General features: G+C 70.5%; 22 protein-coding genes. 17 read left to right on the top strand and 5 right to left on the bottom strand.

The genetic code is table 11. The features are described 5' to 3' along the window. The first annotated feature begins 190 nt into the window (after positions 1 to 190). Positions 191 to 1,786: an APC family permease gene (locus tag HNR15_RS15730; RefSeq protein WP_179483257.1), complete on the top strand. Its 1,596-nt coding sequence runs from the start codon at positions 191 to 193 to the stop codon at positions 1,784 to 1,786. Positions 1,787 to 1,792: 6 nt separating this feature from the next. On the opposite strand, the gene trxA is transcribed toward HNR15_RS15730, so the two are convergent. Further along, positions 1,793 to 2,149: a thioredoxin gene (trxA, locus tag HNR15_RS15725; RefSeq protein ID WP_179483256.1), complete on the bottom strand. Its 357-nt coding sequence runs from the start codon at positions 2,147 to 2,149 to the stop codon at positions 1,793 to 1,795. A gap of 110 nt (positions 2,150 to 2,259) precedes the next feature. On the opposite strand from trxA, the gene HNR15_RS15720 reads away from it, so the two are divergent. The 6 genes from HNR15_RS15720 to HNR15_RS15695 all read left to right on the top strand — a co-directional run bounded on the left by HNR15_RS15720 (position 2,260) and on the right by HNR15_RS15695 (position 6,983). Continuing rightward, the gene (locus tag HNR15_RS15720) at positions 2,260 to 3,018 is read left to right on the top strand and encodes a dienelactone hydrolase family protein (RefSeq protein ID WP_179483255.1); all 759 of its coding nucleotides are present in this window, start codon (positions 2,260 to 2,262) and stop codon (positions 3,016 to 3,018) included. A gap of 9 nt (positions 3,019 to 3,027) precedes the next feature. Next, positions 3,028 to 3,642, top strand: a complete 615-nt coding sequence (locus tag HNR15_RS15715) for a nitroreductase family protein (protein ID WP_179483254.1) — start codon at positions 3,028 to 3,030, stop codon at positions 3,640 to 3,642. Positions 3,643 to 3,866: 224 nt separating this feature from the next. Further along, positions 3,867 to 4,316, top strand: coding sequence for a cysteine dioxygenase (locus tag HNR15_RS15710; RefSeq protein WP_179483253.1), 450 nt, complete (start codon positions 3,867 to 3,869; stop codon positions 4,314 to 4,316). A gap of 39 nt (positions 4,317 to 4,355) precedes the next feature. Further along, positions 4,356 to 5,630, top strand: coding sequence for a low temperature requirement protein A (locus HNR15_RS15705; RefSeq protein WP_218883757.1), 1,275 nt, complete (start codon positions 4,356 to 4,358; stop codon positions 5,628 to 5,630). A 4-nt stretch (positions 5,631 to 5,634) separates the two neighbouring features. Beyond that, on the top strand, positions 5,635 to 6,426 hold the full coding sequence (locus tag HNR15_RS15700) for a crotonase/enoyl-CoA hydratase family protein (protein ID WP_179483252.1): 792 nt from the start codon (positions 5,635 to 5,637) through the stop codon (positions 6,424 to 6,426). Continuing rightward, on the top strand, positions 6,423 to 6,983 hold the full coding sequence (locus HNR15_RS15695; RefSeq protein WP_179483251.1) for an NUDIX domain-containing protein: 561 nt from the start codon (positions 6,423 to 6,425) through the stop codon (positions 6,981 to 6,983). The genes HNR15_RS15700 and HNR15_RS15695 overlap by 4 nt, the downstream gene beginning before the upstream one ends. Before the next feature lie 69 nt (positions 6,984 to 7,052). Here the strand turns inward: HNR15_RS15695 and HNR15_RS15690 are convergent, their stop codons facing one another. Both HNR15_RS15690 and HNR15_RS15685 read right to left on the bottom strand, forming a co-directional pair. Beyond that, positions 7,053 to 7,550 carry a GNAT family N-acetyltransferase gene (locus tag HNR15_RS15690; RefSeq protein ID WP_179483250.1) on the bottom strand — a complete coding sequence of 166 codons (498 nt, stop codon included), beginning with the start codon at positions 7,548 to 7,550 and terminating at the stop codon, positions 7,053 to 7,055. 36 nt (positions 7,551 to 7,586) lie between these two features. Then, a complete protein-coding gene (locus tag HNR15_RS15685) occupies positions 7,587 to 8,804 on the bottom strand; it encodes an MFS transporter (RefSeq protein WP_179483249.1) in 1,218 nt (405 codons plus the stop codon). 188 nt (positions 8,805 to 8,992) lie between these two features. Here HNR15_RS15685 and HNR15_RS15680 point away from each other — a divergent pair, with 188 nt between their 5' ends. The 6 genes from HNR15_RS15680 (at position 8,993) to HNR15_RS15655 (ending at position 16,896) form a co-directional block, all read left to right on the top strand. After that, on the top strand, positions 8,993 to 9,547 hold the full coding sequence (locus HNR15_RS15680; protein WP_179483248.1) for a DoxX family protein: 555 nt from the start codon (positions 8,993 to 8,995) through the stop codon (positions 9,545 to 9,547). 196 nt (positions 9,548 to 9,743) lie between these two features. Continuing rightward, the gene (locus tag HNR15_RS15675) at positions 9,744 to 11,789 is read left to right on the top strand and encodes an NAD(+) synthase (RefSeq protein WP_179483247.1); all 2,046 of its coding nucleotides are present in this window, start codon (positions 9,744 to 9,746) and stop codon (positions 11,787 to 11,789) included. Further along, on the top strand, positions 11,773 to 12,270 hold the full coding sequence (locus tag HNR15_RS15670; protein ID WP_179483246.1) for a hypothetical protein: 498 nt from the start codon (positions 11,773 to 11,775) through the stop codon (positions 12,268 to 12,270). Before HNR15_RS15675 ends, HNR15_RS15670 begins: the two co-directional genes overlap by 17 nt. A 136-nt stretch (positions 12,271 to 12,406) precedes the next feature. Beyond that, positions 12,407 to 15,667, top strand: a complete 3,261-nt coding sequence (locus tag HNR15_RS18910) for an SNF2-related protein (protein ID WP_179483245.1) — start codon at positions 12,407 to 12,409, stop codon at positions 15,665 to 15,667. Between the two features lie 17 nt (positions 15,668 to 15,684). Continuing rightward, on the top strand, positions 15,685 to 15,990 hold the full coding sequence (locus HNR15_RS15660) for a DUF1905 domain-containing protein (protein ID WP_179483244.1): 306 nt from the start codon (positions 15,685 to 15,687) through the stop codon (positions 15,988 to 15,990). 30 nt (positions 15,991 to 16,020) lie between these two features. Further along, positions 16,021 to 16,896 (top strand): SDR family NAD(P)-dependent oxidoreductase, encoded by an 876-nt coding sequence (locus HNR15_RS15655; protein ID WP_179483243.1) that lies wholly within the window; start codon positions 16,021 to 16,023, stop codon positions 16,894 to 16,896. A 58-nt stretch (positions 16,897 to 16,954) separates the two neighbouring features. Here HNR15_RS15655 and HNR15_RS15650 read toward each other — a convergent pair whose 3' ends face one another. After that, complete coding sequence (locus HNR15_RS15650) at positions 16,955 to 17,359, bottom strand: hypothetical protein (RefSeq protein ID WP_179483242.1); 405 nt, start codon at positions 17,357 to 17,359, stop codon at positions 16,955 to 16,957. A 238-nt stretch (positions 17,360 to 17,597) separates the two neighbouring features. Here HNR15_RS15650 and HNR15_RS15645 point away from each other — a divergent pair, with 238 nt between their 5' ends. Both HNR15_RS15645 and HNR15_RS15640 read left to right on the top strand, forming a co-directional pair. Then, positions 17,598 to 19,688 carry an ArnT family glycosyltransferase gene (locus tag HNR15_RS15645; protein ID WP_179483241.1) on the top strand — a complete coding sequence of 697 codons (2,091 nt, stop codon included), beginning with the start codon at positions 17,598 to 17,600 and terminating at the stop codon, positions 19,686 to 19,688. A gap of 37 nt (positions 19,689 to 19,725) precedes the next feature. Next, on the top strand, positions 19,726 to 20,580 hold the full coding sequence (locus tag HNR15_RS15640; RefSeq protein WP_179483240.1) for a dolichyl-phosphate beta-glucosyltransferase: 855 nt from the start codon (positions 19,726 to 19,728) through the stop codon (positions 20,578 to 20,580). Here HNR15_RS15640 and ligD read toward each other — a convergent pair whose 3' ends face one another. Beyond that, positions 20,581 to 21,555 carry a non-homologous end-joining DNA ligase gene (gene ligD / locus HNR15_RS15635; protein ID WP_179483239.1) on the bottom strand — a complete coding sequence of 325 codons (975 nt, stop codon included), beginning with the start codon at positions 21,553 to 21,555 and terminating at the stop codon, positions 20,581 to 20,583. A 143-nt stretch (positions 21,556 to 21,698) separates the two neighbouring features. Here ligD and HNR15_RS15630 point away from each other — a divergent pair, with 143 nt between their 5' ends. Together HNR15_RS15630 and glmS are read left to right on the top strand one after the other, a co-directional pair. Next, positions 21,699 to 21,959, top strand: a complete 261-nt coding sequence (locus HNR15_RS15630) for a hypothetical protein (RefSeq protein ID WP_243757915.1) — start codon at positions 21,699 to 21,701, stop codon at positions 21,957 to 21,959. A gap of 12 nt (positions 21,960 to 21,971) precedes the next feature. After that, entirely contained in the window at positions 21,972 to 23,792 is a 1,821-nt protein-coding gene (glmS, locus tag HNR15_RS15625) for a glutamine--fructose-6-phosphate transaminase (isomerizing) (protein WP_179483237.1), read from the top strand. Positions 23,793 to 23,799: the final 7 nt, after the last annotated feature.

The raw sequence follows: 23,799 nt of genomic DNA, 5'->3' as shown, positions 1-23,799 counted from the left end.
CCGAGCACCCGCGTATCCCTGATACGCGGGTGCTCGGCGTCGAACGGGCCCCTTACCCGACGTGCGGCTGCGGATTTCGTAGGTCGGCGACCGATCGACATTGTTTTCCGCACATCAGGCTCGTTGTTCCATCGATTCGCTCGTCTGTGCCCTAGCTTGAGTGCGTTCACCGCTCGACGAGAGGCAGCCGATGACCAGCACCGCACCCCCCGCAGCGTCCGAATCCGCCGACAAGGGCCTCCGCGGAGGCGCCCTCGGGATCATCGCCAGCGTCGTCATCGGAGTGGCCTCGACCGCTCCGGCCTACAGCCTGGCGGCGACGCTCGGCTTCATCGTCGTAGGCGTCGGCCTGCAATCGCCGATCATCGTGATCCTGGCGTTCGTGCCGATGCTGTTCACGGCGATCGGCTACCAGGAGCTCAACAAGGCCGACCCGGACTGCGGTACGACGTTCACCTGGGCCACCAGGGCGTTCGGGCCGAAGACCGGCTGGCTCGGCGGCTGGGGCATCATCGCCGCCGACATCCTGGTGATGGCGAGCCTGGCGCAGGTGGCCGGCCAGTACGTCTTCCTCCTGGTCGGTGCCGACAGCATCGGGTCCAACCCCACCAGCGGGTGGGTGCTGCTCGTCGGGATCCTCTGGATCGTGATCATGACGGCGATCTGCTACATCGGGGTCGAACTCTCCGCCCGGTTGCAGCAGGTGCTGCTCACCGTCGAGCTGTTCGTGCTCCTGATCTTCTCCGTCGTCGCGCTGGCCCGGGTCTACACCGGTCACGGGGTGGCCAGCTCCATCCACCTGGACTGGTCGTGGTTCAACCCGATGCAGATCGACAGCTTCTCGACCTTCTTCCGCGGTCTGCTGCTGATGCTGTTCATCTACTGGGGCTGGGACAGCGCCGTCTCGGTCAACGAGGAGACCGCCGACCCGGGCCGTACGCCGGGCAGGGCCGCCATCATCTCGACGGTGATGCTGGTGGTCACCTACACGCTGGTCACCATCGCGGCACAGTCGTTCGCGGGGGTGGGCGGCAAGGGAATCGGGCTCGGCAACACCGACAATTCCAGCGACGTGATCTCGGTGCTGGGCAAGGCGGTCTTCGGCGCGGGCCACGTGGGCAGCATCATGTCGCACCTGCTGATCTTCATGGTCCTGACCTCCGCCGCCGCGTCGACGCAGACCACGATCCTGCCGACGGCCCGCACCGCGCTCTCGATGGGCGTCTACCGGGCGCTGCCCCGCCGGTTCGCCGACGTGCACCCTCGCTTCCGCACCCCCACGGTCGCCACGCTCGGCTTCGGTGGCATCTCGATCGTGCTCTACGCGATCCTCAACTACACCTCGAACGCCGCCGACGTCATCGCCGACTGCGTCACCGCTCTCGGCATGATGATCGCGTTCTACTACGGCCTGACCGGGTTCGCGTGTGCGTGGTACTACCGCAAGACGCTGGGCAACTCCGCGCGCGACCTGTGGATGCGCGGCATCATCCCCACCCTCGGCGGCATCATCATGTACTTCGCGCTGATCTGGAGCCTGCACGACGACTGGCTGAGCCCCGCGAAGGACACGGCCGCCAGCTATACCGGCTTCACGGTGCCCGGGTTGCACTGGGTGATCGGCGGGGCGTTCGTCCTGGGTGTCGGCACGATGATCGTCGGCGTGATCATCATGCTCGTGCTGATGCGCACCATCCCGGCGTTCTTCCAGGGGAAGACCCTCAACCGGGACACCCCGACGCTCGTGCGCGACGAGCCCGAACTGGAACTCCCGCCGACCGTCTAGCAGCCCTCAGCTCTGGGTGAGCTTGGCGCGCACCTCGTCCATCTTCAGAGCGCGCACCTGCTGGATCAGGTCCGACAGCATCGGCTTGCTGAGGGCGCCGGGCTGCGCGAAGACCATCACGCCGTCCCGGAAGGCCATCACCGTCGGGATGGAGCTGATGTTGAGGGCCTGGCCGAGCGCCGGCTCGGCGTCGGTGTCGACCTTGGCGAAGGTGATGTCCTCGTGCTCCTCGGACGTCTGCTCGAAGATCGGGCCGAACTGCTTGCACGGGCCGCACCAGTCGGCCCAGAAGTCGACCAGCACGATGCCGTCGTTCTTGACGGCGTCGGTGAAGGTGTCGGTGGTCAGGGTCTGGGTGCTCATGAGCGCTCCTTGCGGTGTGTCGGTCTCTTGCTCACCCGGTTCAGCGCACGCGGGGCCCGGAAGATTCCGAGGGCCTGTCCTCGGCGCGTGGCGACCGCGATGATGGCGCCATGGCGACTCTCGCGCGGACCGGTTCACCCCTCGACGGCTGGACGAGGGCGGAGTACGACGCCGACGGGCGCACCCACGACATCTACCGCCGGGGCACCGGGCCGGGAGTCATCGTCATCCACGAGATCCCCGGGATGACCCCGGAGGTGATCGAGTTCGCCGACGAGGTCGTCGCGGCCGGGTGCACCGTGGTCATGCCCCATCTGTTCGGCGTCCCGGGCCGCGAGCTGAGCGCCGGGTACGCCGCCGCGATCGTTCCGCAGCTGTGTGTCAGCAAGGAGTTCACGACGTTCGCGACGGGCCGGACCAGCCCGATCGCCGGATGGCTGCGGTCACTGTCCCGCTCGCTGCACGACGAGCTCGGCGGACCCGGCGTCGGCGTGGTCGGCATGTGCTTCACCGGCGGTTTCGCGCTCGCGATGATGGTGGACGACTCGGTCGCGGCGCCGGTCGTGGCCCAGCCCTCCACGCCGTTCGCCATCGGCAGACGCCGCTCGGCCGACCTGGCGCTCAGCCCGGACGATCTCGCGGCGGTCAAGGCGCGGGCGGCCGGAGGCTGCCCGGTGCTGGGGCTGCGGTACGCCGGTGACCGGGCGACCGGCACCCGCTTCGCGACCCTGCATCGTGAGCTGGGGGACGCGTTCACCGCCGTTGAGTTCCCCGGCTCCAAGCACGCGACCCTCACCGCACACCGTCAGCAGGAGGGCGTCGACGCGGTGCTGGCGTTCCTGCGCCGGCGCCTCGAAGTGGACGCCTAGGCTTCTGCGATGACGGCCTCCCCGACCTCGCCGCAGATCCTGGATCTCCTGCGCGAGCGCAGATCGCCCTCCGTCTTCGACCCGACGTACGAGCTGTCCGACGAGCAGCTCGCCTCCCTGCTGGAGGCGGCTCGCTGGTCACCGTCGAACGGCAACGCGCAGCCGTGGGCGTTCGTGGTCGCTCGGCGCGGCGACGCGGCCCATGAGGTCCTGGTGGGCTCGCTCAGCCGCGGCAACTCGGGGTGGGTCCCGCCCGCCAGTGCCGTATTGGTGACCGCGGCCCGGACGACCCCGGAGCGCAAGCCCGCGCTCGCCGACTACGCGCGGTACGACCTCGGCCAGGCCGTCGCGCACCTGTGCGTCCAGGCCGCGTCGATGGGGCTGGGCGTGCACCAGTTCGGCGGATTCGACCATGAGGCGCTGGCCGCGGCGTACGAGGTGCCGGACGAGTGGAGCATCGTCTCGGGCATCGCCGTCGGGCGGCCCTGGCCGGTGCGCGAACGCTCGGGTGTGGATCCCTCCACCGCCGAACGCGAGCTGCGGGAGCGGCATCGCAAACCCTTCTCGGAGTTCGCCTTCGGGAGCCGGTTCGGCGAGCCGCTGCCGCTGCATCCGCACGACTGAGATCCGCGGTCAGCCGGAAGAGACAGCGTTCGCACAGCGAAACTATTTGTCGCTGCCAGCCCCGCCGTGATGTAGTGAAGCCATGTTCCACACAGCCATTCATCAGCCGATGCGCCGCACCGCGCGCTCGGCGATGTGGCATCGCTGTCGCGCCTGAACCCACCCGTTCACTCGTCCGACAGCCCGCCGGCCCGCCCGGCGCCCTTCCCGTCCGGAGACACCAGATGACAGCCTCCTTAGGCATCCGCACGTTCAGCGACGAGCAGTTGCTGCGCATCACCCGGCTCTTCGCCGGCAACGACGACCTGCTGACCCGCGTCGACCCCGACGCGACCGAGCGGGTGCGCATCGAGCTGGACACCACCGCCTACCTCGAGGTGTGGCTCATGGTGTGGCCGTCGGGTACGACGACCGGCTGGCACGACCACGGCGGCGCCAGCGGCGCGTTCCACGTGGTCCGCGGAGGCCTCACCCAGGAGACGTGGCGCGGCGGCCGGCTCACCGAGAGCGACCTGCGCGAGGGCGACGAGTACAGCTTCACCCCGGGCCTGGTGCACAACATGACCAACATCGGCGACGATCTGGCGCTCACCGTGCACGCATACTCGCCGGGCCTGTCGGAGATGACCCCGCACGTATGGCGTGCCGGTCGCCCGGAGCCGATCATCACCTGAGCCACCGCCTCGTACTGCGGTCGCTGCCACACTGACCCGATGACCGAGGCGAGGACCTCCGGCGTCCGGGTGGCGCGGGCCCACCCGCTCGCCCGGATGACCGGGCGCGACCCCGACGAACGCGAGCGGGTCTCCTCACCGCTGGAGCTGCTCTTCGATCTGACCTTCGTGATCGCGGTCGGCAACGCCGCGGGGTACCTCGCCACGAGCATCGACGAGAGCCACCTGCTCACCGGCCTGTGCGCGTTCGTGATGGCGATGTTCGCGACGGCGCTGGCGTGGATCAACTTCACCTGGTTCGCCTCGGCGTTCGACACCGACGACTGGCTCTACCGGATCCTCACGATGGTGCAGATGATCGGGGTGGTCGTCCTCGCCCTCGGGATCCCGCGGCTTTTCGAGTCGGTCACCCGCGAGGGGTCCTTCCATGGCACCGGAGTGGTCGCCGGCTACGTCGTGATGCGGGTCGCGTTGGTGGCGCAGTGGGTTCGGGCAGGGCGACAATCGGCCACCGAGCGCTCCAAGGCCCGCCACTACGCCCTCCTGGTCGTCCTGGCGCAGGTGTGCTGGGTCGTCTTCGCGTTGCTCGCGCCGTCCTGGACCGTCGCCGGGCCCGTCTTCGTGCTCCTCGGCCTGCTCGAGGTGGCGATCCCGGTGCTGGTCGAGCGGCGCTCGGTCACGCCGTGGCACCCCGCTCACATCGCCGAGCGCTACGGGCTCTTCACGATCATCACCCTGGGGGAGGCGGTGGTCGGGACGGTCGCGTCCTCGTCGCTCGCGCTGCACCGGCCGGGCGTCGCCGGGTGGACCTGGCAGGCGGTCGCGGTCGTCGTGGCGGGCATCGGCCTCACCTTCGCGATGTGGTGGATCTACTTCGCCGCGGACGTGGCCGGGCAGTTGCGCAGGCGCCCGGCCGGGCAGTTCGTCTTCGGCTACGGCCACGTGCCGCTCTTCGCCGCCATCGCCGCGACGGGCGCCGGCCTGCACGTGGCCGGCTCGCAGCTCGCCGCGCGCGCCGGTGGAGACGGGCATGAAGCCGTAGGTGAGACCACCGCGCTCGCGGTCGTGGCCGTCCCGGTGGCCGTCTTCCTGGTGGCGGTCTGGGCGATCCGGGCCTACCTCCTCGGATCCACCGCGGGCGACGTCGCCCTGCTTGCCCTCAGCCTCGCCGTCCTGCTGGTCGCGGTGGTGCTGGCGGTGGTGCACGTGGATCTCGCGGCGTGCGTGCTGGTGGTGATGCTGTCGCCGTTCGTCACCGTGGCCGGTATCGAGATGCCGGGCGTCCGACCCGGGCGGAGGGCCTTCGTAGGGTAGGCGCATGTCCGTCACCTGCCACGTCGCCGACGGGATCGCCGACGTACGTCTCGCCCGCCCGGAGAAGCTCAACGCCCTCACCCTGCCGATGCTGCGGGGACTGGTCGACGCCGGTCGCGCCCTTCGGTCGGACCGGTCCGTCCGCGCGGTGGTCATCTCCGGCGAGGGCGATTCCTTCTGTGCCGGACTGGATTTCGCCGAAGCCTTCGGCCAGCGCCGCGAGGTGACCAAGGCGGTCGTGCCCCGCCCCCGATGGGGCACCAACACCTTCCAGGAGGCGTGCTGGGTCTGGCGACGCCTGCCGGTGCCGGTGATCGCGGCCGTGCACGGGCACTGCTTCGGCGGCGGGGTCCAGATCGCGCTGGGCGCCGACTTCCGCATCACCACCGCAGACGCGAGATGGTCTGTACTGGAAGGCAAATGGGGGCTGATCCCCGACATGAGCGGCATCCGGTCGCTGGCCCAGCTGGTCGGCATCGAGCAGGCCAAACGGCTCACCATGACTGCTGAGATCTTCTCCGGCGACCGCGCCCGCGAGATCGGACTGGTGGGAGCGGTCGGCGCCGATCCGTACGCCGACGCCCGCTCCCTCGCCGACCAGCTCGCGACCCGTTCGCCGGACGCACTGGCCGCGGCCAAGCGGCTCTTCGAGACGCGCTGGAACTCCGGACCCCGCCGTACCTTCGCCCGCGAGCGCATCGAGCAGGTGCGGCTGATGACCGGGCGCAACTTCAAGATCGCCCGTGCGGCGGCGTTCGCCCGCCAGACACCCGTGTACGAGCCGCGGGGACGATGAGCTGGGAGCAGCTGTCCTCGCGGACCGTCTACCGGAACCGCTGGATCGAGGTGACCGAGGACCGCGTCGTGCGGCCCGACGGTGAACGCGGGATCTACGGGGTGGTGCAGGTGCGCCAGCCCGCCGTCTTCGTCGTCGCGATCGACGACGCGGACCAGGTCGTGCTGGTCCGGATGACCCGTTACACGACCGGGCCGTCGCTCGAGGTGCCGGCCGGCGCGTGCGACGACCAGCCGCCGCTGGAGGCCGCGCGACGGGAACTGCGTGAGGAGACGGGCCTGCAGGCGCGGCAGTGGACCGCGATCGGGCGGATGAACGCCCTCAACGGGATCTGCCGTGCACCCGAACACGTCTATCTGGCAACGGGACTCACTGAGGTCGGTGACCTCGGTGGGCGCGTCGAGGAAGGCATCCACGAGGTGGTGTCCGTGCCCTGGTCGCAGGCACTCGAGCTCGTGGCGGGCGGGGCCATCACCGACGGTGAGAGCGTGGCGGCGCTGATGTACGCGGACCTGCACCGCCGGGGCATCCGCCCCGGACTGCCTGGCGAGAGCTGAGGATCTCGGCTACCGGCCCGAGTGGTGAGGCAGGCACGCAGCGTCGGCGCTAGGACTGTGCCGGGGTGATCACCGCGGGGGGCGCGGGTCGGCACGAAGGATCGCGTAGAGCACTCCGTCGTGGAAGCTGCCGTCGCGCCACTGGGCGCCCCGGGTCACTCCCTCGCGCTGGAACCCGGCCGCCTCCAACGCGCGTTGCTCGGCGATGTTGTCCACGTCGGTGTGTGCCTCGACGCGGTTGACGGTGGTGTGTCGGAAGAACAGGTCGACGAGCTGCGCCTGCGCGTCGCGGCCGATGCCCCGGCCGCGGTGGGACGGGCGCAGCCAGATGCCGATCATCGGGTTGCGCGACGCGGCGTTCGGTCCCCAGTGCTGCCAGATCCAGCTCACGGTGCCGGCCAGCGATCGGTCTTCCGTGACAACGACGGACAAGGCACCCGGAGCGTCCAGCTCCGGCGGCCTCGGCGACGTGTGCGCCGCGCGTGGGCCGAAATCGTCGTACGGGCTCTCGCCCCCTGTCAGCGACGGAAGGTCGGCTGGGATCTGCGGCCGGAGGAAGACGCCCATCCCGACAGTGTCGCCGCTCGGATGCCGGCGCGTCGTTCAGGGCGCCGTGGTGGATGCCGCCCCGGCCTCCGAGAGCGCGTCCCGGCGGCCCCGCAGGGCCACCCACGCGGTGGTGAGGACGGCCAGGACGACCACGAGCCCGAGCACCTCGGTGGTGGGGAAGTGCTTCACCAGAGTGGCGATGACCGTGGGCATGAAGAAGCCGACATAGGTCAGGCAGTAGAAGACGGCGTTCGTCATCGCCAGCTGGTGCGGCGGCGCGAGACGCTCGACCGCCGTCAGTCCGCCGACGAGCACCAGCCCGTATCCCGCGCCGAGCACGATCCCGGCGACCGGCACCAGCGCCCATCCGCTCACCTGCGCGACGAGCAGGGCCAGCAGCGACCCGGCGATGGCGCAGCCCATCCCGGCCAGCGTCGTGATGCCGGGGCGACGGGCCTCGAACCCGCGCGCCGGCTGCTGGATCAGCACCCCGGTGCCCAGCGTGAGGCCGGCCATGATGCCGCTGAACGCGACCTCCCAGCTGCTCACGGAGCCGCGCACGACGTTGGGCAGCACGACGAGGCTGATCGACGCACAGGTGAAGACCCACGGCGCGGCTGGGGCGATGCCGGCCCAGAACGCTCGGCTCAGAGCGGTGTGCCGGACCCGGGTCGGGTGCTCCCGGTGGTCCCCCGCGTCGGTGGTCGAGCCGGTCTGCGGAGTGGTCCAGGCGAGCACCGTCACCCCCGCCATCAGGACGATGTGCACGGCGTACGCGAGGATCTCCGGCGCAGGGAGCCACTGCGCGACCAGGCCGCTCACGAGGGGGCCGCCCATGAATCCCGCGGACAGCGACATGGCGGCCCGTCGCGCACCGGTGCCGGGCGCGGAGTCCGCGGACAGCTCCTTGACCCAGGTCGTGCCCGGCGCCATGGCCGCACCCGTGGCGACGCCGTAGAGCACCCGGCCCACGAAGAGGGCCGCCTCGCTCCAGTGCCCGAGCAGCAGCACCCCGGACGACACCATCGCGAGCAGCATCACCGGCCGGATGATCGCGCGGTGCCCGAAGTGCCCCGCCAGCCGCGCCGAGAGCAGCAGCGCCGGCATGAGGCCGATGACGTACGCCGCGAACATCGCCGACGTGACCTGCTCGGTCAGGTGCTGATGGGCTTCGTAGACCAGCAGCAGCGGAGCGAACTGGTTGGCGCCCCATCCGACGGCGAACAGCATGAGGGCCACCCGCATCCAGGGGTTGCGGGCGAGGAGGCGCATGCCCACAGCGTGCCCGGTCCCGGTCGCGCGTGTCGTACCTGGGTCGATTCCGAGGGGAACCCCGCGCCCGGCGCGGCCCGGTGACCGGGCCGCCGCTGCCGGCTGCACAGGATTTGCACGCTTGGGGGAGACGGAGGTCACACCGCTGCGGATAGAGAAAGGTGACGTGTCACCGATATGATCGGGCCATGACTTCATCACGCGACATCGGCCTGCTCGCCCTTCGACTCGGCGTCGGAGGCGCCCTGGCGGCCCACGGCAGCCAGAAGCTCTTCGGCGCGTTCGGCGGCGGCGGCATCGAGGGCACCGGCGCCTTCTTCGATCAGATGGGCTTCAAGCCGGGCAAGGCGAACGCGTACGCGGCGGGCCTCGGCGAGGCCGGCGGCGGTGCGCTGCTCGCGCTCGGTCTCGCGACCCCGGCCGCGGCCGGCGCGGTGACCGGGACCATGGCGGTCGCGGGCTCCGTGCACGCGTCGAACGGGTTCTTCGGCCAGAACGGCGGCTACGAGCTGCCCGCCACGGTCGGCCTCATCGCCGCGACGCTGGCTCTGACCGGCCCCGGCACCCTCTCGCTGGACCACGCGCTCGGGCACGCCCTGAACCGTCCGTGGATGCGGGCCGTGGCGATGGCGGCCGTCGTGCCCGCCGCCGCGTTCGTCATCAACCGCCGCAGCAAGGCCGTCGCCTCCGCCGAGGCGGCGAAGGCCGACGCGCCCGAGGACGGCACCGGGTCCGCAGCCTGATCTCTCACCACCCCGGACGTGCCGGGCGGGGCGCAGTCGCCCCGCCCGGCACGTCTTTTTTCGGATCTAAGCAGTGACGTCCTGTCGTCGCCCGGTTGTGGGCCGCGTCTCGACACGGCACCCACGCTTCGTGCTGTCGAGACTCGGAGCGAGCCGATCGGTCGGTGCCGGGGGTGGGGTCTGGGAGACTGACGCCGTGGACTTCACCTCGGCGTACGCACACGGGTTCGCGCGGGTCGCGGCGTGCACCGTGCCCACCTCGATCGCCGATCCGATCGCCAACGCGGACACCGTGATCGAGCAGATCCGCGGATGTCACGACGATGCGGTCGCGGTGGCGGCCTTCCCCGAGATGTGCCTCACCGGCTACGCCATCGACGACCTGGTGCTGCAGGACGCGGTGCTCGACGCGGTCCTGGTCGCGCTCGACCGCGTCGTGGCCGCCACCTCCGACCTGCTGCCCCTGGTCGTGATCGGTGCGCCGCTGCGCAAGGGCCACCGCGTCTACAACTGCGCGGTCGTCGTGCATTGCGGGCGGATCCTGGGAGTGGCTCCCAAGGCCTACCTGCCGACGTACCGGGAGTTCTACGACAAGCGCTACTTCGCCGCCGGCGACGACCAGACCGGCGAGTGGATCACGCTGCGCGACAGGCAGATTCCCTTCGGTCCCGACCTCGTCTTCGACGCGGTCGACGTGCGCGGTCTCGCGGTGCACGTCGAGGTGTGCGAGGACATGTGGGTGCCCGTGCCGCCGAGCTCCCTGGCCGCGCTCGCAGGCGCGACCGTGCTGCTCAACATCTCCGGCAGCCCCATCACCGTCGGCCGCGAGAACGACCGGCGGATGCTGGCGCAGGCGCAGTCCTCCCGGTGTCTCGCGGCGTACGTCTATGCCGCGGCCGGGCAGGGCGAGTCGACCACCGACCTGTCCTGGGACGGCATGACGATGGTCTACGAGGGCGGCCGGTTGCTGGCCGCGGGTGAGCGCTTCCCGGACGGCGCGCGTCGTACCGTCGCGGACGTCGACCTGGACCAGCTGCGGCAGGACCGGCAGCGCGACGGGTCGCTCGACGACAACGCCCGCACGTACGACGACCGGGTCAGTTCGTTCCGCACCATTCCCTTCACGCTCGACGCACCGACCCGCGATATCGGACTGCGTCGCCCGGTCGACCGGTTCCCTTTCGTGCCGGACGACCCCGCACGACTCGCGCAGGACTGCTACGAGGCGTGGAACATCCAGGTGTCCGGCCTGATGCAGCGGCTGCGGGCGATCCGCCAGCCGAAGATCGTCATCGGGGTGTCCGGCGGCCTGGACTCCACCCACGCGCTGATCATCGCCGCGCGCACCATGGACCGCCTCGGGCGGCCGCGCAGCGACGTCCTCGCCTACACGATGCCCGGCTTCGCCACGAGCGACGAGACCAAGGCGAACGCCGTGGCGCTCGCGGGCCAGTTGGGAGTCACGTTCTCCGAGTTGGACATCCGCCCCGCGGCGACCCAGATGCTGCGCGATCTCGGTCACCCGGCAGGGCGCGGTGAGCCGGTCTACGACGTCACATTCGAGAACGTGCAGGCCGGTCTGCGCTACGACTACCTCTTCCGGATCGCCAACCACGAGGGCGGCATCGTGCTCGGTACGGGCGACCTGTCGGAGCTGGCGCTCGGCTGGTGCACCTACGGCGTCGGCGACCAGATGTCGCACTACAACGTCAACGCCGGCATCCCGAAGACGTTGATACAGCACGTGATCCGCTGGGTCGTCAGCTCGGAGCAGTTCGAGTCGGCCGTCGGGTCGACGCTCTCCTCGATCCTCACCACCGAGATCAGCCCCGAGCTGGTGCCGGCCGCCGAGGGTGCCAAGCCGCAGTCGACGCAGGCCGTCATCGGTCCGTACGAGCTGCAGGACTTCACCCTCTTCCACGTGCTGCGCTACGGCTTCGCGCCGTCCAAGATCGCGTTCCTCGCGCTGCACGCGTGGTCGGACGTGTCCCAGGGCGCATGGCCGGCGGGGTACCCCGAGGGTGACCGGACGGCGTACGACCTGGGTCAGATCCGGCACTGGCTGGAGGTCTTCCTGCAGCGCTTCTTCGGTTTCAGCCAGTTCAAGCGCTCGGCCCTGCCCAACGGGCCGAAGGTCGTCGCGGGAGGCGCACTCTCGCCGCGCGGTGACTGGCGGGCCCCCTCCGACGGCAACGCCACGGTGTGGCTGGAGGAGCTGCGCCGCAATGTCCCCGACGCCTGACGTGGCCCCGACCGAAGGCTCCGGTGTCTCGGTGATCGCGGCGCCGCGGGGCGGGGTGCCCCTGGGTGTCTGGCCGCGGGTGGCGATCATCCTGGTCGGCGCGATCGGCACGGGCATCGTCTTCCGGCTGTGGTGGATTCTGCCGGTCGCGGCCGCCCTGATCGTGCTGGTGGTGTGGGACCTGCGCCGGTCCGGCGGCCGGCGGGATCTGCGTGCGACGTCCGACGGACTGGTCGGCATGCACCGCGGTAAGTCGCACTCCGTGGCGTGGTCGCAGATGGCGGGCGTGGAGTTCGTGCGGCCCCGCTCGGCGTTCTCCCGACCGGTGGCGCACGTCGAGGTCAGCCGGCACGACGATCCGTACGACACGGCGTTCGTGGCACTGGTGATCTTCGACAAACCCGACGGCGACGGCATCGCCGAGCGGCTGCGGACAGTGAGTGAGGAGCACGGGGTGCCGTTCCAGGCCACCACGGTGTGACGGTGACACAGGTGCGCGCGAGGGACACAGGTCTACCCGTGTCCCTCGCGCGTACCTGCGCCACGGTGGCCGGCCGGAGCACGTCGGCTGTCGGACCCGGCCGGTAACGTCGTGGCCGTGAAGGGGTGGGTACCGCGTGGCGGATGGTTTCGGCGGTGACCACCCGGCGTACGAGCACGCGCACGCCTTCCAGGTGCGCGGCGCCGAGTGGCTGCGCGAGGTCTCCGACGTCGATATCGAGGCGTACGTCGGTGACAAGGCGTTCGAGCGCGCCCTCGGCTACGTCGACGCCGAGCGGGTGATCTCGATCAACACCGGTGACCAGGGTCGGATGCTGCTCGGGGTCATCGGCGGCAGCCGCGACCGCGACTACACGACGCTGGTCACCCGCACCAAGGACACCGGCCCGCGCCCGCAATGGACCTCGCGGTGCTCCTGCCCGATGCAGGCGCGGTGCAAGCACGTGGCCACCCTGCTGCTCGTCGCGCGAGAGTCGCTCGGCGGCAAGGTCGAGGTCGACCGGTCCGCGTCGTGGCGCCGGTTCGTGCAGGAGTACGCCGACGAGCCGGCTGCGGCGACACGCCGCCTCGGGCTGCGGATGGTGCCGGTCACCCGCCCGTCCACCATCCACGACAGTACCCCCGCGCGGCGCATCGCGATCGTGCCGACCTACCTCGGCAAGGCCGGGCGGTGGGTGAAGGAGGCCGCCTGGCACGACGTGCTCTACGACAGCCCGGTGCGTCCGTGGGACCCCGCTCAGCACCGCGCGTTGAAGGCACTGCACCGGATCGCCGACGGCGGCCTGCTGCCGAGCGAGCTGCACCTCGACCAGTTCGCCGCCACGCTGTGGCCGGCGCTCGCCCAGGCTTCGGATGCAGGCGTGGCGATCATGCAGGGATTCGGTGTCTCCGCGGGCCTGGAGGTGGCGCCGTACCCGGTGACGCCGCAGCTGCAGGTGGTGCAGGACGACGACGAGGCCGATCTGGTGCTCGCGCCGGCGCTGCCCGAGTTGCCCGAGGGCGAACGCATCTTCATCGGATCGCCGGCGCACGGCGTCGCCGTGATCGAGCGCGGCGGCGCGATGACGCTCGCCGGCTTCACCGCGCCGGTGCGCCCCGCGATGGAGGAACTGCTGCGGTCCGGAGGTCTGCGGGTGCCCGCCGAGGACGCCGCGGAGTTCCGGTCCGAGGCGCTGCCCCGGCTCACCGACAGCGGACAACTTCCCCGGGTGCCGCACGCCGCCGACCCGGCCGAGCCGCTGCGTCTGCAGCTGACGCTCGACAGTCCGGCGGACCAGCAGATCCGTGTGCGAGCCGGGTTCCGGTACGACGCGCGGCGCCTGCACCCCGTCACGCTCGGCTGGTCGCAGGTCGGGCGCGATCGCATCGCCGAGCGGGAGCTGGTCGAGCGGGTCGGACCGCTGCTGCGGTCGGCCGGGCTGCTCGAGGCGGTCGGCGGCCTCGGCTGGTGGCCGCGCCCGGAGCACACGCTGAGCGGGTGGGAGGCCGTGCGGATCGCTGCGGCCCTGCCGCAGTGGAGTGAGCACGAGGACCTCCAGGTGGTGCTCGAGGGTGAGCTGCCGACGTACGAGCAGGTCACCGAGACCCCGCTGATCGAGATCGGCACCGAGGATCGGGAGGACGGCACCGACTGGTTCGACCTGCGGGTGAGCGTCAGCATCGGCGGGGAGGAGGTGCCCTTCGAGCCGCTCTTCGCGGCGCTCGTCCGTGGCGACGAGAGCATGCTGCTGCAGTCGGGCACCTGGTTCACCCTCGACGACCCGTCGTTGCACCGGCTGCGCGAGCTGATCGAGGAGGCGCGCGACCTGGTCGACCGGGAGCCCGGGGAGGGCCTTCGGGTGGGTCGCTTCCAGGTCGGCTTCTACGACGAACTGGTCGCGTTGGGAGTGCCCGGCCGGCAGTCGACCCGGTGGGCGGAGGCGGTCAGCGGTCTGCGCGACGTCGGGCGGCTCGAGCCGCCGAGATTGCCGGACAGCTTCCGGGCGCAGCTGCGGCCCTACCAGCGCGAGGGATTCGCGTGGCTGAGCACGTTGTGGGATGCCCGTCTCGGCGGTGTGCTGGCCGACGACATGGGCCTCGGCAAGACCGTGCAGACCCTGGCGATGCTGGCGCGTGCGTACGAGCGCGGCGACCTGACCGAGCCCGTCCTCGTCGTCGCGCCGTCCTCGGTGGTCGGCACCTGGGTCGGTGAGGCCGCCCGGTTCGCTCCCGACGTCCCGATCGTGGCGCTGCCGCAGACCTCCGGCAAGCGGGGGCGGTCGCTCGCCGACACCATCGGTGACGCGCGGATCGTCGTGACGTCCTACGCCGTGCTGCGCCTCGACGCCGAGAACTTCCACGCCCTGGGGTGGAGCGGGCTGATCCTCGACGAGGCGCAGTGGGTGAAGAACCACCGGTCCAAGACGTTCCAGGCCGCCAAGCGGCTCGACGCGCCGTTCACACTGGCGATCACCGGCACCCCGCTGGAGAACTCGCTGATGGATCTCTGGTCGATGTTCGCCCTGGCCGTGCCGGGGCTCTATCCCGATCCGGAGGTGTTCGGGCAGCGCTACCGTCGCCCGATCGAGAGCGGGAAGGCACCGGAGCTGCTGGAACAGCTGCGTCGCCGGATCCGGCCGCTGATGCTGCGGCGCACCAAGGAGGCCGTCGCCGCCGATCTGCCCGCCAAGCAGATCCAGCTGCTGCACGTCGAGCCGTCCGCTCGTCACGAGGCGACCTACCGCCGGCACCTGCAGCGCGAACGCCAGCGGATCCTCGGACTGCTGGAGGACGCCGACACCAACCGTGTCGCGATCCTCGCGTCGCTGACCAGGCTGCGGCAGTTGGCGCTCGACCCGCGGCTGGTCGACGACGACTACCCCGCCGCCGAGCAGTCCGCCAAGCTGACCCTGCTGGCCCAGCACCTCACCGAGCTGGCCGACGAGGGCCACCGCGCCCTGGTCTTCAGCCAGTTCACCTCCTACCTGGCCCTCGCGCGCGACGCGCTGGATGCGGCCGGGGTGCGCACGTCGTACCTCGACGGATCCACCCGGGGCAGGCAGGATGTCATCGACGGGTTCCGATCCGGCGACCAGACGGCGTTCCTGATCTCGCTCAAGGCCGGCGGTGTGGGACTCACCCTCACTGAGGCCGACTACGTCTACCTGCTCGACCCGTGGTGGAACCCGGCCACCGAGGCGCAGGCGATCGACCGGGTGCACCGCATCGGGCAGGAACGACCGGTGACCGTCTACCGGATGGTCTCGCAGGGCACCGTGGAGGAGAAGGTCGTGGCGTTGCAGGAGCGCAAGCGCGATCTCTTCGCCTCGGTGATGGATGCCGGCGGCGCCGTATCGGGCGCTGTCACCGCGGCGGACATCGCAGCCCTCTTGGAGTGAAAGGTGTTGTCCTTGCGATGAAGTCGGAATTCGACGCGGAGATCTGGTACTGGAAGGGCCCGGCGCCGTTCTATTTCGTGAACCTTCCCGAGCAGGACGGCGCAGACCTGCGCGAGCTGGCGAAGGAGGTCAGCTACGGGTGGGGGATGATCCCGGTGCACGCACGGCTCGGCGACACCGCATGGGAGACGTCCCTCTTCCCCAGGGAGGGGCGGTACGCGCTGCCGCTGAAGGCGGAGGTCCGTGAGGCGGAGGGTGTGGGCGACGGCGACTCCGCACACTTCGAGGTGACCGTGGCGGTGCGGTCCGGTCGCTGGGTGTGATCAGGGTTACGCGCGAGTAGGGTCGCGGCCATGAGAAATTCACGCACGAACCTGCGCTCGTACGCCGACGCACGGGCCCTGGTGACCGGTGGGTGCAGCGGCTTGGGCCTCGAACTCGTCAAGCTGCTGGTCGCCGAGGGCGCCCGGGTGCTGGTCGGAGACGTGCACGAGGAGGCGCCTGCGGGCACCCTTCCGCTCGGGGTGCAGTACCGGCAGCTCGACGTCCGGTCCGATGAGCAGTGGGACGAGGCCCGAGTGTGGGTAGAGACCCATTGGCAGGGGCTCGACCTGCTGGTCAACAACGCCGGCGTGGCGGCGGGCGGCCGGATCGATGTGACATCGATGGACGACTGGAAGTGGATCGTCGACATCAACCTGCTCGGTGTCGTCCGCGGGTGCCGCACGTTCACCCCGATGCTCAAAGAGCAGCGGGGCGGCCAGATCGTCAACACCGCATCGCTCGCCGGACTCGTGCACTCCCCGGCGATGGCGTCGTACAACTCGGTGAAGGCGGGCGTGGTGGCTCTGTCCGAGACACTATTGCATGAGTTGTCACCATGGAACATCGTCGTGACAGTCATCTGCCCGAGCTTCTTCCGCACCAACCTGGCGTCCTCCCTGCAGGGCAAGGACGTCGAGATGGAGGAGACGGCGGTCGATCTGATCACCAAGGCTCCTCGCGGCGCCGTCGAGGTCGCCGCTGCGGCGTACGCCGGGATGAAAGCCGGCAAGTTCATCGTGCTCACCGACCCTGATGGGCGGATCGCCTACAACAGCAAGCGATTCAGCCGTCCGGTCTACACAGCGACGATGAAGCGCGCGGGAAAGAGTCTCGCGAAGGGCGGCCCGGCGATCCCACCGCTGGTGGCCAAGATGCAGGCCAGGATGGCTCAGCGCTCCAAGTGACGACCCGAACGGCCCGGTCCTTCCCCCGAGGGAGAACCGGGCCGTAGCCGCACGCGCCTCAGGTGGTCGTGCCTGCGCCCGTGCCGATCCCCGGAGCTGGAGGCGTCGCCTGACCGGCGCTGCCTCCGCCCTGGGGGCGTGCCCCGCCTCGGGTGCCGGTCCCGTCGTGGGTGCCGGTGCCACCTCGGGTACCGGTCCCGCCGAAGCCGCCGGGTGCCCAGCGGGCCGTTCCTCCTCCGCCGGACTGGCCGGCGGGGGAGGCCGCCGCCGCGCCGATGGCACCTGCCGAGGACAGGCCGATCGCGAGGGCGGCGACCACGGCGCTCTTCTTTCCGGACCAGCGCGGCCGGCGCAGGGCGGGCGCCGTCCCGACCGGGTGCGGGCGCGACCCGGGTGACGCCGCAGGCATCGGTCGGGTCGGGTCGTCCTCGGACGGACCGACACGTTCGGGCTCGTGCGACATCACGCACTCCTCACCTGCTCAGGGGCTTCTGACGTCGCCGATCGTGGCGGGGGCTTCTGTGGGCCGGCTGTGGCTCCGCCGTCATCCGGATTCGTCCTGTCGACAGCGGTATTCGTACATGTGTGGCGCAGGGTGGTGCGGTGCACTCCCGCCGCGCGTCAGCGGTCACGTGGCTCACATCGGGAGGCAAGAGTCACGGCACAGCAACCACACAGAGCGTGCCGTCACGGTTCCACGCATGAACTCCGTGACAGCGCATCTGCGCTCCTCCCACACGGCGAACGCACCGACCGGCCGGTCCGGTGTCGGTGCGTCACGCTCGTCATTCGCCGCTGACCGCTTCGGGCGGGTGTGGCGCGGCCCGGACGGCGACCCCACGTGGGCGCGGCCGGCACTCTTCGGCCTGCTCGTTGTCACGGCGGCCGCGTACTTCTACAACCTGACCGCGAGCGGATGGGCCAACTCGTTCTATTCGGCTGCGGCGCAGGCGGGTTCGGTCAACTGGGAGGCGTTCCTCTTCGGCAGTTCCGATGCCGCGAACTCGATCACGGTCGACAAACCGCCGGCCGCGCTCTGGGTGATGGCGCTGTCGGTGCGCGTCTTCGGGCTCAACTCGTTCGCCATCCTGATGCCCCAGGTGCTCATGGGGGTCGGGGCGGTCGCGGTCGTGTACGCGACGGTGAAGCGCTACTTCAGCGCTGTGGGCGGGCTGCTCGCCGGCGCAGTGCTCGCTCTCACCCCGATCGCGGTGCTGATGTCCCGCTTCAACAACCCGGACGCGCTGCTCACCCTGCTGATGGCCCTCGGCGGCTGGGCGACCATGCGTGCAATCGAGAGGGGTTCGGCCAAGTGGATGATCGCGGTCGGTGTCTTCATCGGCTTCGGCTTCCTGACCAAGACCTTCCAGGTCTTCCTGGTCGTGCCGTTCTTCGGGATCGCCTACCTCGTCGCCGCGAACACCACGCTGCGCCGCCGGATCGTCGGCGCCGTAGCTGGTCTCGCCGCGATGGTGGTCTCCGCGGGATGGTGGGTGGCGATCGTCTCCCTCACCCCGGCGAGCATGCGGCCCTACATCGGGGGCAGCCAGGACAACTCGTTCTGGAACCTCACCTTCGGCTACAACGGCTTCGGCCGGTTGTCCGGCAACGAGACCGGCTCGGTCGGCGGAGGTGGAGGCGGCGGCAACGCCGGCGGGCAGTGGGGCACGACCGGGATCACCCGGATGTTCGGCAGCGAGGTCGGCGCCCAGATCTCGTGGTTGATCCCGACCGCACTGATCCTGCTCGGTGTCGGCCTCGTCGTGCGTGGCTGGCGGCCGCGCACCGACCTGCGCCGCGCGTTCTATCTGGTCTGGGGCGGTTGGCTGATCGTCACCGGACTGACCTTCTCCTTCATGGCCGGGATCTTCCACCAGTACTACACGGTCGCGCTCGCACCGGCCGTCGCCACCCTCGTCGGCGCGGGCGCGATCGAGATGTGGGAGCGGCGGCACACCGTGCTCGGCACCGTCACCCTGGCGGCCGCGACCGCCGCCGCCGCGATCTGGTCGTTCGTCCTGCTCACCCGCGTCACGGCGTACGGCGACTGGCTGCGCGTCTCGATCCTGGCGGTCGGCATGGCAGCCGCGTTGCTGCTGCTCGCGATTCGATGGATGCACGCCAGGTTCGTGCCGTTCGTGATCGCGGCGGCCGTCGCGGCGGGTCTGGCCGGTCCCACGGCGTACACCGTGTCCACCCTGGCGGTCGGCCACAGCGGTTCGATCGTGGTCGCCGGCCCCAGCGGGTCGGGGATGGGCGGCATGGGCGGTGGCTTCGCGGGTGGCGCACGCGCAGCGGCGCGCGCCGGCGGGACCACGGGTGGTTTCGCGGGTCGCGCACCCGGAGGTACGACGGGCGGGGCGACGGCGGGCGGTGCGCCCGGCGGCGCCACCGCGGGCACCCGGACCGGCGGCGGGATGGGCGGTCTGCTCGACGCCTCGACGCCGAGCACCGAGGTCGTCGCCGCGCTGCAGTCGAACGCCTCGAAGTACACCTGGGCGGCGGCGGCGATCGGCAGCCAGAACGCCGCGGGCCTGCAGTTGGGCAGCGGGGAGCCGGTGATGCCGATCGGCGGCTTCAACGGCAGCGACCCGTCGCCGACCCTGGCCCAGTTCCAGGCCTATGTGAAGGCCGGGCGGATCCACTACTTCCTCGCCAGCAGTGGCGGCGGGATGGGCGGCGGGTCCGGTTCGGGAAGCTCGATCACCTCCTGGGTCGAGGCCCACTACACGAAGGTCACGATCGGCAGCACGACGTTCTACGACCTGACTCAGCCCACGAGTTCGAGTTGAGATGTACAAGGACGACAGGGACGAGGCGGACACGGCCATGACGACCTTCATCTCCGAACACAGCACGCGGCAACGTAATTCGGCGGGACTGCCGACGACCGTGCTCGACGTGGTCATCCCGGTCCACAACGAGCAGGAGTCGCTCGCCGCCTGCGTCGAGACGGTGCACGGGTACCTGCAGGAGCACTTCCCCTACGCGTTCCGGATCACCGTCGCCGACAACGCGTCCACCGACGCGACCCTGGCGGTGGGGCGGAGGCTGGAGCAGGAGCTCGTCGGGGTCCGGGCTTTCCACCTGGACCAGAAGGGTCGCGGCCGGGCGCTGCGGGCGAGTTGGTCGATGTCGGACGCGCTCGTGCTGGCATACATGGACGTCGACCTGTCCACGGATCTCGACGCGCTGGCGCCGTTGGTGGCGTCGCTGATGTCGGGCCACTCCGACCTCGCCATCGGCAGCCGGCTCGCGCACGGCGCGCACGTCGTCCGCGGCTTCAGGCGAGACGTCATCTCGCGCGGCTACAACCGGCTCCTGCGGGTGTCGCTGCGCGCCGGCTTCACTGACGCGCAGTGCGGGTTCAAGGCGATTCGAGCCGACGTCGCGCGCGAGCTGCTGCCGCTGGTGCAGGACGACAGCTGGTTCTTCGACACCGAGCTGCTCGTGCTCGCCGAGCGCGCCGGGTTGCGGATCCACGAAGTGCCGGTCGACTGGTACGACGACCCGGACAGCCGCGTCGACGTGGTCAGCACGGCGATCGACGACCTGCGCGGCGTACGCAGGATGCGCCGCGGACGTGCCGCGGACGACACCCGCCTGGCGGGGATCAAGGCTCGAATGGGGCGAGGACGGGTGAGCCTGCCAGGGCTGGATGAGCCGCTGCCGCAGGCCGGCTGATCAGTCGGCGTCGCCGTCGGTGCCCTCGGAGCTCTCCGGGGGAGCCTGCTCGTCGCGGTCGGCCCACTCGAGCAGGGTGTCCAGGCTGTACGCCGTGTCGTCGATCTGCGCGTGCAGGTCACCGAGGAGCGCGAAGCGCTCCGGCACCGTCGCGATGGTCATGTCACCCGGCTCGACGTCGTCGATCTCGCCCCATTCGATCGGCGCCGAGACGGTGGCCTCGGGATTGCCGCGCACCGAGTACGCACTGGCGATCGTGTGGTCGCGGGCGTTCTGGTTGTAGTCCACGAAGACGGCTTCCGGGTCGCGGTCCTTGCGCCACCAGGTGGTGGTGACCTCCTGCGGCATCCGCCGCTCGATCTCGCGCGCGAAGGCGAACGCCGCACGGCGTACCTCCCCGAACTCCCACCGCGGCTCGATCCGCACGTAGACGTGCAGCCCGTCGCCACCGGAGGTCTTGGGGAAGCCGCGGATGCCGAGCTCGTCCAGTACCTCGTGGGCCGTGTGCGCGGTGCGTCGGATCGCTGCGAACGACGCCTGCGGCATCGGATCGAGGTCGATGCGCCACTCGTCGGGGCGCTCGGTGTCGGCGCGCCGGGAGTTCCAGGGGTGGAACTCGACCGTCGACATCTGCACCGCCCACAGGACGCTGGCGAGCTCGGTGACGCATAACTCATCGGCCGTGCGGTTCCAGCGGGGGAAGTGGATCCGTACGGTCTCCAACCAGTCCGGCGCGCCACGCGGCACCCGCTTCTGGTGCACCTTCTCGCCCTCGACGCCGGTCGGGAACCGGTGCAGCATGCACGGCCGGTCGCGCAGCGCGCGCACGATGCCGTCGCCGACCGACAGGTAGTAGTTGGCCAGGTCGAGCTTGGTCTCACCGCGCGCCGGGAAGTAGACCCGGTCGGGGTTGGAGATGCGGACGGTCTTGTCGCCCACCTCGAGTTCGACCGCGGGACTGCCCTTGCTCGCCATACCTGCCGAACCTAGCGCTCCTTCGCCCCGCGGACTGCGCAGACGGGACGTGGCACCGAGGTTAGGCCCCACAACTGCCTCGGATCTGCCCGATTACGGGCAGGAACGTGCATTCCGAGGGGCCGTGGTCCATGATGCTCGACGTGCCCGATACCGAGCTCGTACGTCGCGTCGTCGAGACGACCGGGCTCTCGCCCTCGGAGGCGGCTCGGGTCGTCGACGACGTCATCGCCTGGTACGCCGAGCCGGTGGAGGACTTCGTGCGACGGCGGCACGCGCACCACCAGACGTACGGCCGGCGCAACGAGGAGATCTTCGATCTCATCGCCGCCGAACTGGCCGATCGCAACGTCGCGCCACCCTCGCTCTCAGCCCGGCAGCTGCGCCGGATGATCTACGGATAGGACCTGAGCAACATGTGCGGAATCGTTGGATACGTCGGATCGGAGCAGGCGGCGCCCATCCTGCTGGAGGGCCTGACGCGGCTGGAGTACCGCGGCTACGACTCAGCCGGCATCGCGGTGCTGACCGGGTCGGGGCCGAAGGTCGCCCACGCGGTGGGTCGGGTCCGCGACCTGCAGGCCGCACTGCCCAAGCGGCTGTCCGGCAAGGTCGGGATCGGTCACACCCGATGGGCCACCCACGGTCCGGCGACCGAGGCTAACGCGCACCCGCACCGCAGCGCGGACGGGCGGATCATGCTCGTGCACAACGGGATCATCGACAACGCGACCGTCCTCCGCACTGAGCTCGAAGCGGACGGAGTGCAGTTCACCTCCGACACCGACACCGAAGTGCTCGCGCACCTCATCGGCCGCTCCGAGGCACCCGCCCTGGAGGACCGGGTCATCCAGGCGTTGCAGCGGATCACCGGGACCTACGCCGTCGCAGTCCTGGACGCTCAGCTGCCCGACCGGATCGTGGTCGCCCGCCAGGGTTCGCCCCTGATCATCGGCATCGGTGACCGGGAGATGTTCGTCGGCTCGGACGCGTCGGCACTCGTCCGGCACACCTCGCAGGTCGTCCACCTGGACGACGGGGAGCTTGCCATCGTCGCGGCCGGCGGGTACGAGACCTTCACCGCCGACCGCGCTCGCACCTCCAAGCAGCCCGAGGAGCTGACCCTGCGGGCGGACGAGCTGCAGCTGGAGGGCCACGACACGTTCCTGCACAAGGAGATCCACGAGCAGCCGACCTCGCTGGAGCGGATGCTGTCCGGCCGGCTGGACGACCGGTTCGCCACCGCACGACTCGACGGCCTGGGGATCGACGCCCGGGAACTGCGCGGTTTCAGGCGGGTCAAGGCGATCGGCTGCGGAAGCTCCTTCTACATCGGACAGCTCGGCGCGTCGATGATCGAGGACCTGGCGCGCATCCCGGCGGACGCCGAGGCGGCCTCGGAGTTCCGCTACCGCAATCCGATCGTCGAGCCGGACACCCTCTACGTCGCGGTGAGTCAGTCCGGCGAGACCGCCGACACCCTCTTCGCCGTCCGCGAGATCCAGCGCAAGGGCGGCTGCGTCGTGGGGCTGGTCAACGTGGTCGGCTCGTCGATCGCCCGCGAGTGCGACGGCGGCATCTACCTGCACGCCGGGCCCGAGGTGAGCGTTGCATCCACCAAGGTCCTCACCCACATGGGAGTGGGGTTCGCGCTCCTGGCGCTGCTGCTCGGCAGGGTGCACGACCTGTCCTACGCCGACGGTGCGCGCATCGTCGCCGGGCTGCGGGCGTTGCCCGGTCAGGTGCAGCAGATGTTGGACAGCGAGGACGAGATCGCCGTCGTCGCCAAGGGATTGGCGCAGTCTCCGTCGTCGTTCTTCATCGGCCGAGTGCGCGGGTACGCCGTCGCGCGCGAGGGCGCGCAGAAGCTGAAGGAGATCAGCTACCAGCACGCGGAGGCCTACCAGGCGAGCGAACTCAAGCACGGGCCGCTCGCGCTGATCTCACCGCAGATGCCGACGGTGGCGATCGTGCCCGACGACGAACTGGTCGAGCGCAACCTGGGCGCCCTGCACGAGATCGCTGCCCGCAGCGGTCCGGTCATCGCCGTCACCCACCCCGGCGTGGAGTTCGGCGACCTCGCGGCCGAGCGGATCGTCGTACCGCACGGCGAGGTCGAGCTGGACCCGATCGTGCTGACGATCCCGTTGCAGCTGCTGGCCTATCACGCGGCGGCGGCGCTGGGCCGGGACATCGACCGTCCCCGCAACCTGGCCAAGTCCGTCACCGTGGAGTGATGCGCGC

Source organism: Allobranchiibius huperziae, assembly GCF_013410455.1.
Lineage (GTDB): Bacteria > Actinomycetota > Actinomycetes > Actinomycetales > Dermatophilaceae > Allobranchiibius > Allobranchiibius huperziae.
The sequence above is the reverse complement of the archived record's forward strand: the minus strand, read 5'-3'. Positions and strand labels throughout refer to the sequence as shown.